Annotated in this window: 11 protein-coding genes and 1 pseudogene; 5 read left to right on the top strand and 7 right to left on the bottom strand. The window is 74.2% G+C overall.

Features of this window, described 5'->3' with window-relative positions:
• Nucleotides 1-83: 83 nt before the first annotated feature.
• Nucleotides 84-1,448: an MFS transporter gene (locus AB0881_RS36835; RefSeq protein ID WP_366624778.1), complete on the top strand. Its 1,365-nt coding sequence runs from the start codon at nucleotides 84-86 to the stop codon at nucleotides 1,446-1,448.
• A gap of 220 nt (nucleotides 1,449-1,668) precedes the next feature.
• The gene (pgi, locus tag AB0881_RS36830) at nucleotides 1,669-3,324 is read left to right on the top strand and encodes a glucose-6-phosphate isomerase (RefSeq protein WP_366624776.1); all 1,656 of its coding nucleotides are present in this window, start codon (nucleotides 1,669-1,671) and stop codon (nucleotides 3,322-3,324) included.
• A 36-nt stretch (nucleotides 3,325-3,360) separates the two neighbouring features.
• Here the strand turns inward: pgi and AB0881_RS36825 are convergent, their stop codons facing one another.
• Complete coding sequence (locus AB0881_RS36825) at nucleotides 3,361-3,615, bottom strand: EF-hand domain-containing protein (protein WP_366624774.1); 255 nt, start codon at nucleotides 3,613-3,615, stop codon at nucleotides 3,361-3,363.
• A 136-nt stretch (nucleotides 3,616-3,751) separates the two neighbouring features.
• Nucleotides 3,752-3,952, bottom strand: coding sequence for a hypothetical protein (locus AB0881_RS36820; RefSeq protein WP_366624772.1), 201 nt, complete (start codon nucleotides 3,950-3,952; stop codon nucleotides 3,752-3,754).
• A 243-nt stretch (nucleotides 3,953-4,195) separates the two neighbouring features.
• Here AB0881_RS36820 and AB0881_RS36815 point away from each other — a divergent pair, with 243 nt between their 5' ends.
• On the top strand, nucleotides 4,196-5,557 hold the full coding sequence (locus tag AB0881_RS36815; protein ID WP_366624770.1) for a hypothetical protein: 1,362 nt from the start codon (nucleotides 4,196-4,198) through the stop codon (nucleotides 5,555-5,557).
• 21 nt (nucleotides 5,558-5,578) lie between these two features.
• Here the strand turns inward: AB0881_RS36815 and AB0881_RS36810 are convergent, their stop codons facing one another.
• Entirely contained in the window at nucleotides 5,579-6,520 is a 942-nt protein-coding gene (locus AB0881_RS36810) for an AraC family transcriptional regulator (RefSeq protein WP_366624768.1), read from the bottom strand.
• Nucleotides 6,521-6,601: 81 nt separating this feature from the next.
• Between AB0881_RS36810 and AB0881_RS36805 the strand changes: the two genes are divergently transcribed.
• Both AB0881_RS36805 and AB0881_RS36800 read left to right on the top strand, forming a co-directional pair.
• On the top strand, nucleotides 6,602-7,426 hold the full coding sequence (locus AB0881_RS36805) for an NAD(P)H-binding protein (RefSeq protein ID WP_366624766.1): 825 nt from the start codon (nucleotides 6,602-6,604) through the stop codon (nucleotides 7,424-7,426).
• 26 nt (nucleotides 7,427-7,452) lie between these two features.
• The gene (locus AB0881_RS36800; protein WP_366624764.1) at nucleotides 7,453-7,956 is read left to right on the top strand and encodes an anthrone oxygenase family protein; all 504 of its coding nucleotides are present in this window, start codon (nucleotides 7,453-7,455) and stop codon (nucleotides 7,954-7,956) included.
• Nucleotides 7,957-8,012: 56 nt separating this feature from the next.
• Here the strand turns inward: AB0881_RS36800 and AB0881_RS36795 are convergent, their stop codons facing one another.
• From AB0881_RS36795 to AB0881_RS36780, 4 genes and pseudogenes are all read right to left on the bottom strand, one after another.
• Nucleotides 8,013-9,383: a sulfite exporter TauE/SafE family protein gene (locus tag AB0881_RS36795; RefSeq protein WP_366624762.1), complete on the bottom strand. Its 1,371-nt coding sequence runs from the start codon at nucleotides 9,381-9,383 to the stop codon at nucleotides 8,013-8,015.
• Entirely contained in the window at nucleotides 9,380-10,702 is a 1,323-nt protein-coding gene (locus AB0881_RS36790; RefSeq protein ID WP_366624760.1) for a hypothetical protein, read from the bottom strand. Before AB0881_RS36790 ends, AB0881_RS36795 begins: the two co-directional genes overlap by 4 nt.
• A gap of 81 nt (nucleotides 10,703-10,783) precedes the next feature.
• The gene (locus AB0881_RS36785; RefSeq protein WP_366624758.1) at nucleotides 10,784-12,304 is read right to left on the bottom strand and encodes a DUF4331 domain-containing protein; all 1,521 of its coding nucleotides are present in this window, start codon (nucleotides 12,302-12,304) and stop codon (nucleotides 10,784-10,786) included.
• Nucleotides 12,305-12,440: 136 nt separating this feature from the next.
• Nucleotides 12,441-12,951 (bottom strand): annotated as a pseudogene (locus AB0881_RS36780) (hypothetical protein); the annotation flags it as partial.

Genomic DNA, 12,951 nt, shown 5'->3' with positions numbered 1-12,951 from the left:
CGTGATCCGGCCCACAATAGGGTTTGACCGGAACATGGGTTTAGGTGCCAGTGGTTGAAGGTTCCTGTGCCTCTCCACGAAGGATGATTACCTTGGCACTGCCTGCCATGTTGCGCTCTCTGCGCCACCATAACTACCGCATGTGGGCCACCGCGGACCTGATTTCGGTCACCGGTACCTGGATGCAGGTGCTGGCCCTCAACTGGCTGATCCTCTCCATCACGGGCTCGGCGACCAGCGTCGGCGTCGGACTGCTCCTGCAGACCGTCCCCACCCTGCTGCTGTCGCCGTGGGGAGGCGTGCTGGCCGACCGGCTGCCGGCCCGCCACGTCGTCATGACCGGCCAGATCCTCCAGGCCGGGCTGTCGACCGGGCTGGCGTCCATGGCGGCGGGCGAGCCGGGCTCGACCACGCCGCTGTACGCGATCTCGTTCGTCTCCGGCGCCGTCACCGCCCTCACCAGCCCGTCGCTCGGGCGGTTCGGCGCCGAGGTCGTGGGCCGCGAGGACCTGTCGAACGCGCTCGCCCTGGGGTCGATGCTCAGCTCCGCCGGGCGGATCCTGGGCATGAGCCTGGCCGGCGTGGTCATCGCGGCCGTGGGCACGGCCGGCGCGTTCGCGGCGAACGCCGCCAGCTTCGGCGCCGTGATCCTCGCCCTGGCCCTCATGCGCGCCCGCGAGCTGCACCACATGCCCCGCGCGGAGCAGGGCGAGCGGGGCATCGTGCCGGGCCTGAAGTACGTCCTGCGCACGCCCTGGATGCTGGTCACCCTCGGGCTGGCGTTCATCCTGGGCAGCCTCGGCCGCAACTACCAGGTGACGATGGCCGCCATGAGCGAGGGCCCCCTGAACGGCGGCGCCTCCGCGTACGGCGCGCTGTCGGTCGCGTTCGCGATCGGCACCGTCATCGGCGGCTTCTACGCCGCCGCCCGCGCCCGGCTCACGCTCGCGCTGCTGCTGGTCATGGCGGCGCTGTGCTCGGTCGGCCAGCTGGCCAGCGGCGCCTCGCCGAACGTGCTGCTCTTCGGCGCCGTCCTGCTGCCGATCGCGGCGGGCGCCGTGGTGATCGACACGACCGTCAGCACCCGGGTGCAGCTGGACAGCCCCGAGCGGCTGCGCGGCCGCGTGATCGCCGCGCAGGGCATGGTCGGCGCCGCCTCCGGCGCCGTGGGCGGCCCGCTGCTGGGCGCCATGAGCGACGCCCTCGGCCCCCGCGCCGCGCTGTCGCTGGCCGGCGCGATCAGCCTGGCCGTCGCCCTCGCCGCCGCCGTCGCGCTGTGGCGGATGGGCAAGATCACCCTGTTCGGCCGGACCCGCGCCGTTCCCGAGCCTGCCGGGGAGACCGCCGACGGCGTCTCCGTCCCCGTCCCCGTCCCCGTCCCGGCGCCGGCTCCCGCGCACGGCCCGGCCCCCGTGCCCGCCCCCGCGGCGGCCGCGGCCACCCCCTAGCGGAACGGAACCGCCCCGCGCCCATCCGGCCGCCCGGCATCCCTGAACGCCCCGACCACCGCATGGTGGCCGGGGCGTTCAGGGCTCTGACACACCGATCCCGGGGGAGCGGGGGCGCGGGGACGGGCGCGACCCTATGATCACCTGTGGCATGGGGCCGTGACGCGGGGAAGGGACAGGGGAGCCGCGTCGGGGACGGCCCGGCCGGCTGGCGGAGGAGATGAGGGGAATGGCCGATATCACCGAGAGCTCCGAGTGGGCGGCGCTGGCCGCGCACCACCAGGAGGGCCCGGCCGGGCGGCACCTGCGCGACCTGTTCGCCGAGGACCCGGGACGGGCCGAGCGGATGTCGGCGACGGGCGGCGACCTCTACCTGGACTACTCCAAGCACCGGGCGACCGGGGAGACGATCCGGCTGCTGGTGGCGCTGGCGGAACGGGCCGGGCTGCGGGAGCGCACCGAGGCCATGTTCACCGGCGAGCGCATCAACGTCAGCGAGGACCGCGCCGTCCTGCACACGGCCCTGCGGCTGCCCCGGGACGCGTCCCTGACGGTGGACGGCCGGGACGTGGTCGCCGACGTGCACGAGGTCCTGGACCGGATGGCGGACTTCTCCGGCAAGGTGCGTTCCGGGCAGTGGACGGGGTTCACCGGCAAGCCCATCCGCACCGTGGTCAACATCGGCATCGGCGGCTCCGACCTCGGCCCCGCGATGGCGTACGAGGCGCTCCGCGACTACGCCGACGCCGGGATCGCCTGCCGGTTCGTGTCCAACATCGACCCCGCGGACATCGCCGGGACGCTCGCCGACCTCGACCCCGAGCAGACGCTGGTGATCGTCAGCTCCAAGACGTTCGGCACCCTGGAGACGCTCGCCAACGCGCGCGCCGCGCGGGCCTGGCTGGTGGACCGGCTGGGCGACGAGAAGGCCGTGTCGCGGCACTTCGTGGCGGTGTCCACCAACGCCGAGCGGGTCGCGGCGTTCGGGATCGACACCGCGAACATGTTCGGGTTCTGGGACTGGGTCGGCGGCCGCTACTCGATGGACGGCGCGATCGGCCTCTCGCTGATGATCGCGATCGGGCCGGAGCGGTTCCGCGAGATGCTCGGCGGGTTCCACGCCATGGACGACCACTTCCGGCGGGCGCCGTTCGAGCAGAACCTGCCCGTGATCATGGGGATGCTGGGCGTGTGGTACACCGACTTCTTCGGCGCGCAGACGCATGCCGTGCTGCCCTACAGCCAGCGGCTCTCCCGCTTCCCGGCCTACCTCCAGCAGCTGACCATGGAGTCCAACGGCAAGTCCGTGCGGGCGGACGGGGCGCCGGTCGTGGCGCAGACCGGGGAGATCTTCTGGGGCGAGCCCGGCACGAACGGGCAGCACGCCTTCTACCAGCTGCTGCACCAGGGCACCCGGCTGGTGCCGGCCGACTTCATCGGGTTCGCCGAGCCGTTCGAGGACGTCCAGGCCGACGGCGGCGGCATGCACGACCTGCTCACCGCCAACCTGCTGGCGCAGACGTCGGCGCTGGCGTTCGGCAAGACCGCCGAGGAGATCGCGAACGAGGGCACGCCGGCGGAGATCGTCCCGCACAAGGTGATGCCCGGCAACCGGCCGACCAGCACGATCATCGCGCCCCGGCTGACCCCGGCGGTACTGGGGCAGCTCATCGCGCTGTACGAGCACATCGTGTTCGTGCAGGGGACGGTCTGGGGGATCGACTCGTTCGACCAGTGGGGCGTCGAGCTGGGCAAGGTCCTGGCGCAGGACCTCGTCCCGGCGCTGACCTCGGCCGAGCCGGTCGACGGGGCGCCCGACCCGTCGACCGCGGCGCTGGTGCGGCTCTACCGGCGGCGCCGGGGCCGCGCGGTCTGAGAGGGCCCCGCCCGGGCGTCCGGGCGGGGCGCGCGGTCAGGCGCGCGCCGTGCCGACGCCCTCGGCCCATCCCTGGGTCTCGAGCAGGGCGCGCAGCTCGGGGAGGCTGATGAAGCCGTCGCGGTTGGTGTCCGCCCGTTCGAACCTGTCCTGGACCTCGGCGCGCGTCCACGACAGCCCGAGGCTGTCGAGCACCATGCCGAACTCCATCAGGTCGAGCCTGTCGTCACCGCCGAGGTCGGACCGCGCGAACACGGAATGGAGGTCGTCCCCGGTCGGTTTCGTGGTCATATCACTCCTTGTATCGGTCGATTGTGCCCCGCATCATGTCATATGCGCAGGGCTCTTTCCGGTGTGAAACGCCGCCGTGCGCGGCGTGGTTCCCGCCGCGGGCGAACGCCGGCGGAACATGCCGGAAACGGCCAGATCACGGCTCCTCCGGAGTGACCTGGGGACCCTCGCCGGGACCCGCCTGACCTTCGGATTCGCGCTGCCTCACCGGCTCGGGACGGAACTCGTCGGTGAAGTCCGCGCCGTCGGCGCCGCGCCCGGCCTCCTCGCTCCGTTCGCCGCGCCGGTGCTCGTCGTTCTTCTCGTTCTTCTGCTGCTTGCCGCTGTTCTCGGTCATGCGGGTCCCCATGCCCGCTGCCCGGCCGGGCATGCCGAGAGATCGATCACCCAAGTGGTAAATACCTCTGCTGGGCAGCTGCAGGACCCTGACCGAGCGTTGAGCGGCTGCTCCGGTTCAAAGTCAGGAGTGGTCAATACCAGTCTTGTGCAACTTTGCCCTGGCGCCCCGGGTTGGATCGGTCTAATCTCGCTCGGACCGGACGGCGGCGCGTGCGGCGCGCGGGTAACGGAAGGCGGCGAGATGAGGAAGTTCGTGCGGGGAGCGGTGGCGCTGGCCCTGCCCTTGGTCCTCCCGGCGGCGCTCATGGCGGCACCGGCACGGGCGGACGCTGACGGCCCCGGTGACGGCGGCGGCGCGGGCGGCGACTGGCGGCTGGTTCGCGCCGAGACCTTCGACCGGTCCCTCGGCGAGGAGCGGGCCCGGTGGGTCCGCGACGGCGACGGGCCCGGCAGCCCGTACCACGTCGACGGCTACGACAACGACGGCGAGTTCTTCCGGACCATGGGCGGGCCCGCGTTCGAGAAGCAGCTCGCCGCGTTCGACACCTACCGCAAGTCGTGGCGGTTCGGCGCGGGCGGCTGGCTGACCGCCGAGCTGGCCGCGCGCGACTCCGACAAGGATGGCCGGCCCGACGCCCCGCCGTCGCTGACCGCGCGCAAGGGCGTCGCGCACATGGACGAGCCCAGCCACCACGGCGGCGTGCTGATCCGCTCCACCGGCGCGCTGCCCGCCGAGTACCGCGTCGAGATGACGCTGCGCGGGCTCGACTTCGGCGGCCGGCGGGACGGGTCGTGGGACTACCCGGACGGGCGGATCAACGGCTACTCGCCCGAGGGCTGCAAGACCAACCACCCGTGGGCGTCCGGCGGCGACTTCTCCCGCCCCGAATGCGAGTGGGCGAACGTGCGCACCGACTCCAACGGCTTCTACTACCTGGGCATCATGGACTACGCCCGGCCCGCCCCGCACAACAACGTCTTCGTCCACACGCACCGCAAGGTCGCGATGGACTCCTACAACCGCTACAAGTACACCGGCTCGGGCCTGCGGGTGTGCAACCCCGCGACCAAGCAGTACGAGCCGTACGGCGCGAGCACGGGCAACGGCGTCAACGCCATCTTCATGACCGACGACCGCCGGTACACCGGCCAGCCCGGCACCGAGTACCTCATGCACAGCGAGTGCGGGGTCGCCAAGGGCGGCGCCATCGTGTCGCAGGTCGACCTGCGCCCCGAACTCCTGCCGAAGGAGAGCTACCGGTTCGCCGTGGAGCGCCGCGACGGCGCGTACACCATGGAGATGTCCGGGGTGTTCGCGCACGTCGGGCGGGCGACGTTCCGCTACACGCGCGCGTTCGTGCAGGACGGCGAGCCGATCTGGCACTACAACCAGAAGCCGTCGGAGTACGACGGGCGCTTCAACGCCGACTGGACCTACACCGGCGCGGGCGGCACCTACACCGACCGCGACACCTGGCCCGCCGGGTCCGCCTACCCCGACACGTTCATGATCGGTGACCCGCACATGAACTTCTACGAGGGCGGCGCGCGCGTCGACGACGTGCGGCTGTACGTTCCGGGTACCAGGCCGGGCCGCGGGTAGCGGGCCGGGCCGCGGGCCCGGTCAGGAGGCCGGGCGGTGGAGGCGGTAGTCCTGCGGGCTGACACCGTGTTCGCGCTTGAACGCCGTGCTGAGCGCGAACGCGGTGCCGTAGCCCACCTTGCGGGCCACCGCCTCCAGCGTGGCGTCGGACTCGCGGAGCAGGTCGGCGGCCAGCGCCAGCCGCAGCCCGGTCAGGTAGCCCATCGGCGGCTCGCCGACGAGCCGGCCGAACCGCTGGGCCAGGGTGGCGCGCGCGACGCCGACCTTCTCGGCGAGCGCCGCCACCGTCCACGGATGGGCGAGGTCCTCGTGCAGCAGCCGCAGCGCCGGGCCGACGACCGGGTCGCCGTTCGCCCGGTACCAGCCGGGCGCCTCGGCCTCCGGGCGCGAGAACCACGCCCGCAGCACGGCGATCAGCAGCAGGTCCAGCAGCCGGTCGAGCACGACGTCCTGGCCCGGGTCGTCCTTGACGATCTCCCGGCCGAGCAGCTCCACCAGCGGCGAGTCCAGCGCGCCCGCCGGCAGCACCACCAGCGGCGGCAGCGCCGCCAGCACCCGCTGCCCGACGGCGCTCCGCATCTGGTACGTGCCGATCAGCATGACGGTCGCGCCGTCCGGGTCGTTGCCCCAGCTGCGCACGCCGTACGACAGCTCCTCGGTCAGGCTGCGCCCGTCCGGCGCGGTGCAGCGCTGCCCGGGGTTGATGATGACCTGCACCGGCGTCGCGGGGTCGTCGGCGACGGTGTAGGTGTCGGGGCCGCGCGCGAGGACGATGTCGCCGGGCCCGATCCGCACCGGCGGTTCGTCCTCGTGCGCGACCCATGCCCGCTCGCGCAGCATCGCGACCACACTGAGCGGCGCCTCGTCGGCGCAGAGCAGCGACCACGGGGAGCTCATCGTGGCCCGCAGCAGGAACGCGCCCCGGGCGCGCGGGCCGTCCAGGAGGTCGTTGAGCGCGTCCATGCCGCAAGCGTAGACGCTCGCGTATGGGGTCCGGTCTCTCGACGATGTTCGCGGAGGCCGCGCGCTTGTTGACTCAAAGGCATGACGAACGAAGCGAAGAAGCTGATCCTGGGCGGGACGGGCAAGACGGGCCGGCGGATCGTGCGGCGGCTGGAGGAGCGCGGCGTCCCGGTACGGGTGGGGTCGCGATCCGGCGAGCCGCCGTTCGACTGGAAGGACCGGTCGACGTGGCAGGCCGTCCTGGAGGGCGTGGACGCGGTCTACATCGCGTACTACCCGGACCTCACCGTTCCGGGCGCCGCCGAGGACATCGGGGCGTTCGGCGCGGCGGCGGTGGAGGCCGGCATCGACCGGATCGTGCTGCTGTCGGGGCGCGGCGAGCCCGAGGCCGCGGTGAGCGAGAACGCGCTCAAGGACGCCGGCGCCGAATGGACCGTCCTGCGGTGCAGCTGGTTCGCGCAGAACTTCAGCGAGGACTACCTGCTGGACGCGGTCCTGTCGGGCGAGGTGGCGGTGCCGGCCGGGGACGTCCCCGAGCCGTTCGCCGACGCCGACGACATCGCGGACGTGGCGGTGGCGGCGCTCACCGAGGACGGCCACGCCGGCCGCACGTACGAGATCACCGGCGCCCGCGCGCTGACCTTCGCCGAGGCGGTCGCGGAGATCGCGGACGCCGCCGGCCGTAAGATCACCTTCACCTCCGTGCCCGCCGAGGGGTACGCCGCGGCGCTCAAGGAGCACGGCGTCCCGGACGACGTGACCGACCTGCTCATCTACCTGTTCACCACCGTCCTGGACGGGCGCAACGCGCTCCCGGCCGACGGCGTGCGACGCGCCCTGGACCGCGAGCCCAGGGACTTCACCGAGTTCGCCCGCGACACCGCCGCCACCGGCGTGTGGACCTGACCCGCGGGCCCGAGAAAGGAACCACCATGAAATTCACCCTGGCCGCGTCGGCGGCGACGATCGCCGTGCTGCTGACCGGCGGAGTCACGGGCGTCTTCCTCGCCTTCTCGGTCGCGGTGATGCCCGGGCTGGACGCCGTGAAGGCCGGCACCGCGATCACGGCGGCGCAGAGCATGAACCAGAAGATCCTCAACCCGGTGTTCCTGACGCACTTCACGGGCGCCCCGCTGGCCGCCCTGGCGACGGGCGGGGCGCTGCTGCTCCTCGGGCAGCGCTCGGCGGCGATCCTGTTCTTCGTGGCGGCGGGGATCTACCTGCTGGGCGCGTTCCTGCCGACCATGCTCGTGAACGTGCCGCTGAACGAGAAGCTGGACGCCACCAAGATCCCGTCCGACCCGGCCGAGGCGGCGAGGATCTGGGCGGACTTCTCCTCGCGCTGGACGCCCTGGAACACGCTGCGGGCGGTGTCGAGCGTGCTCAGCCTGCTGGTGATGGCCCTCGGCCCGTACGTGTGGGGCCGCAACCACTGACCCGGGGGGCGTGCACGGCGCGGGCGGCATCCTTGCCGCCCGCGCCGTCCGCGCGTTCAGGAGGCGAGCGCGGCCAGGCTGCGCGCGGCCAGCCCGAGCCCGAGCAGGATGACCACCGCGGCCGTGCCGGCCGGGACCAGCGCGGGCACGGCCCGCACCCGGCGGGCCAGCGCGGGGATCCGGCGGGCCAGGAGGCGGCCCGTCCCGGTCACCAGCAGCCCGATCGCGACCAGCGTGAGCGCCAGGCCCGCCCCGTACGCCAGCACGAGCAGCACCCCGAACCAGGCGTGCCCGAGCGCGCTCGCCCCCAGCAGCACCACGACCGCCGACGGGCTCGGCATGAGGCCGCCGGCGAACCCCATGAGCAGCACGTTCCGCCGCCGCGCACCCGGACGATCGTGCGAGTGCGAGTGCCCGTGTCCATGGCCGTGCCCGTGTCCGTGTCCGTGATGGTGATGGTGATGGTGCCTGTTCTGGAGGGCGCGGCGCAGGAGGGTGATCCCGGCGAGCGCCACGATCGTCCCGCAGGCGGCGCCCAGCCAGGGGAACAGCGCGGGGGAGGCCAGCGCCGAGCCGCTCGCCACGAGCAGGCCCAGGGCCAGCACGCCGGCGGTGTGCGTCGCGGTGACGGTCGTCCCGAGCGCCAGCACCTCGCGCCTGGACCGCCGCCCCTGCCCGGCCGCCTGCGCCGCCATGATGGTCTTGCCGTGGCCGGGCGCCAGGGCGTGCAGCGCGCCCAGAGCCAGCGCGACCAGCAGCGCCAGCAGCGCGAAGCCGGGCGTCAGCGCGCGCCGGCTCACCAGGCCGGTGAGGAACGCGTCGTTCGGCAGGATCCGGTCCGCCGCCCCGCCACCCGGGGAGGCCAGGGGAGGACCGCCCTCCTTCACCGTCAGCCGCGCCCCGCGCCGGTCCGGCGGGGAGTCGAGCAGGTCCTCCGGGTAGGAGGCGAGCCGCGCGCTCGACGACGCGCGGGGCACGTCGGACGCGGCGAGCGTCATCCGGTCGCCCGCCGCCGTGACCTCGTGCCAGCCGGGCGCGGCGTCGCTCCCGGTGTCGCGGAAGCCGATCCGGGCCCCGCCCGCGAGCTCGGCGGGCGCGGCGATCGCGCACTCCAGCCGCAGCGTCGGCAGCCCCGCCCGGCCCGGCAGGCGCCGCGCCGACGCGGTGCGGACGGCCGCGGCCACCGGCCGCCCGTCCACCGTGACCCGGAACGACGACGCCGCCCTCGCGCACTCGGCCGCCGCCCAGCGCGGCAGGTCGGACGTGTCCCGCAGCACCCGCGCCGCCGGGATCTCGGCGTGGTCCTGCACGTGGTCGACGCGCAGCTCGTGCGGCGCGACGACCAGGCCGTCGTAGCGGCTGACGGTGAAGTCGCCGAGCGGATGCGCCATCGCCAGCGCCCCCGCGACCGCCAGGACCCGGATCATGCCCGGCCGCCCAGCCCGGCCAGCGCCGCGCGCGCCCGCGGCGCGTGCAGCACCGAGAACCCGGGGTCGAGCCGCAGCGCCGCGGCGAGGTCGCGGCGCGCGGCGCCGTCCCGCCCCAGCGCCTTCTCGATCATGCCGAGGTGGTAGCGGAACGAGGCGTCGCGGAACCCGGTGCCGACCGCCTCGCGCGCGTACTTCAGCGCCTCCTCGTGGCGCCCGTTGACGTGCAGCGCCCAGGCGAGCGCGTCGGCCACGTGCACGCTGCGCCGCCGCCTCCATTCGGCCCGCGCCGCCCGCAGCGCCGCCGCCCGGTCGCCGTGGTCGGCGGCGTACAGCGCCGTCTCCAGGTCGGGGGTGACGCCGTTGGCCTGCGCGAGCCTCTCCCACGTCCCCGCGATCGCGTACTGCCCGCGGGCCTCCTCCGCCCGGCCCTGCGCGTCGTACAGCTCGCCGAGCGCGGTCACGTGCCCCGGCAGCGGTGCGCGCGCCACCACGGCCTCCTGGTCGCGCACGGCGCCGGCCAGGTCGCCGGCCGCCGCCAGCAGCCGCGCCCGGCCGGCCAGCGCCGCCAGGTCGGCGGGGTCGGCCCGCAGCGCCGCCGCGAACTCGCGCCCGGCCGCCGCGCGGTCGCCCTCGGCGCGGGCCAGCTCGCCGAGCCGCGTCCGCACGTACGCCACGTCCCCGCGGTCGGTCGCCGACGCGGCCGCCAGCCTCAGCACGCGCCGCGCCTCGCCGGTGCGGCCGTGCAGCTCGTGCAGGTAGGCCAGCCGGGTGAACGCGGGAACGCCCGGCGCCCGCGAGTCGGCGAGCCGGGCGGCCCGCATCGCCTCGCCGTAGCGTCCGAGCTCGACGAGCGCGTCCACGCGGGACGCCAGCGCGCGCGGCCCGTACGGGTTGACGGCCAGCGCCCGGTCCGCCTCGTTCAGCGCCCCGGCGAAGTCGTGCCGCGCGGCGGCCAGCGCGGCCAGCCCGGCGTGCGCGGCGTCGTTGCCGTCCGGCGCCTCGCGCAGCGACCTGCGCAGGACGCCCTCGGCCTTGGGGTAGTACGAGGCGTCGGCGGTGAGCCGCGCCCGCTCGACGTAGGCGAGGCCGAGGGCCGCCCAGCCGCGGCCGTCGCGGGGCTGCTCGCGCAGGTGCCGCTGGAGCCGGCCGATGCTCGCGCTGAGCGTCGAGGCCGACACCTGGTCCACGGCGACGGCGGTGGCCGGCGGTCCCGCGCCGTCCTCGCGGGTCCGGACGGTGGCGCCCAGCGTCAGCCCGACGATCATCGCGACGATGAGGCCGAGGGTGAGCGGGCGCACCACTGCGGTACGGGTCATGGGTCCCCTCCATGGGGCCGGGCCGCGCGGCGTGCGCGGCCCGGCCCGGTACGGATCGGTCCTGCGGATCGGTCCTGCGGATCAGAGGACGGGGCCGCGCCGCCGGCGGAGCCACAGCGCCCCGCCGCCGGTGAGGAACGCGGCGCCCGCGCCGAGGGCCAGCAGCGCCACGACCGGCGACTCGTCCCCGGCCGGCGTGTTGTTCGAGACGTTGCCGCCGTTGATCATCGTGGTGCCGGTGCGCGCCGACGTCCGCGCGCCGGTGACGGCGCCCCGCACCGTGGAGCCCGAGGTGGGCAGCGCGACGTAGGGGAACGCCTTCTCCAGCGGCACGTCGTTGGCGTTGACGCCGTCCCCGAGGTCGTTCTTCTGGCCCACCAGCTCGCCCTCGGCCACCTGGAGCGTGATGTCCAGGGTGTCGTCGGTCAGCCGCCGCCCGTTCGGGTATCCGGCCCGGTCGCCGTCCAGCACGCCCAGCCGCTTGGGATCGGCCGACGGCGGGATGGAGGTGTTGAGCCTGATCTGCTCGGCCGGCCGCACGCCCGGCGGCTGGTTGAGCCCCGGCACCCCGGTGAGGAAGACCTGCACCAGGTCGTTGCGCGGCGTCGCCGGCGCCGGGATCTTGTACAGCTGCTGGATCAGCCGCGGCACCTCGGGGTTGGTGACGTACTGGGCGAACTGCGCGTCGTTCCAGGGCACGGACGCGTTGAACTTGTCCTTGTCCTTCATCGGGATGACGACCTCGTTCACCAGCGGCATGCCGAGGCGCGACACCTGCGACCACTCGCCGCTAGCGTTCTTGCGCTGCACCGCCGAGTAGACGCCGATGGTGGGCTGGCCGCCGCCGGTCCGCGTCAGCGCCGAGGTCGGCACCTGGATCGCGATGTTCTGCACGTTGTAGCCGCGGACGGTGTCGTTGCCGACCTCCGACAGGTCACCGCCGTACAGCAGGTCGAAGACCCGCAGGTCCAGGAAGAACGGGTCGTCCGCCTGGCCCGCGAAGATCTGCGCCCCGCCGGACAGCGTCCTGACCGCCTGCTGCCGCAGCGTCCGGTAGTTCGGCATGGACGCCTTGCCCACGTTCGACGGCGCCACCGGGACGTCCTCGGCCAGCGTCCGCACGCTCTTGACCGCGCCGTCCTCCCGGCCGATCACCCACAGGTCGTAGAACTGCCGGAAGTTGAGGTCGGGGTCGTCCAGGCTGGTGACCGGACCGGTGTTGTACAGGAACGTGTTGCCGTTGCGGGTGGCGTCCTTGAACTCCCACCGGAACGTCCACTCCGGCAGCGAGTCGCCGTCGTTGTCGACGTTGATCTCGTACCGGGCGTCCTGGGCGAACTTGTAGAAGTTCGGCCCGCCCGCCGGCTCCTGGAACGGCAGGAAGTTGGCCATGAGCGTGGTCGTGCCGGGCTTGTCCGGGCTCTGGAACGCGTACACGTCGGTGTTGTCGTACTGCGGCTGCCCGGAGATGAGCGGCGCTTCGCGGTGGCTGGAGGCCGTGGCGGCTCCGGGCGGGAGGCCCGAGAGCCCGCCGGCGGCCAGGGCGGCGCCGGCGAGCACCAGCACCGCGGTCCTGAACCGCCCCGGGGAAAGTCGTGACATCGCTGCGTCCTTCGTGCGGGTCGGCGGTGCCCCTGCTCGGCACCGCATCCGACTCGCCTTCGGAGCGGCTCCCCGGCACGGATGGGCCGCTGGCCGCATGGGGCCACGATCCAACCCGGCGCGCCCGGCGCGCGTCTCAGTCGCAGCCGAGGGTCGCGGCGGCGTGGAGGAGGTCGCCGGCCAGCGCCGGATCACCGTCGGCCACGTGCGGGAACGCCTCCGGGCGGCGGCGGTTGGCCAGCAGCCGGCAGAACTCCTCCGCGTCCGCGACGACGGTGACGTCCGGGCGGCCCGCGTCCGCCGCGGCGCCCGGCGCGAGCGGGACGGCCCACTCGCCGGAGACCGCGCCGGTGAGCCGGAGCCGCGCGGTACGCCCCGGACGCGCCCGGCCGATCGCGCGCAGCGCCCGCGGCAGCAGCGGCACCGCCATCTCCACGATCAGCCGCAGATGCCCGCCCGGCGGCGGCTCGGGCGGCCGCCCCACCACCGCGCGGATGTCGTCGGCGTGCGTCCACGTCTCGAACGCCCGCTGCACCAGCGCCGTGCGCGCGGCGGCCGGGACCGGGACCGCGCCCGCCAGCGACGTCTCCCGTTCGAGCAGCCCCGCGTCCGCCGCGACGCCCCGCACCAGGGCGTCGGCCTGCGCG

Source organism: Spirillospora sp. NPDC029432 (assembly GCF_040703975.1).
GTDB lineage: Bacteria > Actinomycetota > Actinomycetes > Streptosporangiales > Streptosporangiaceae > Spirillospora.
The sequence above is the reverse complement of the archived record's forward strand: the minus strand, read 5'-3'. Positions and strand labels throughout refer to the sequence as shown.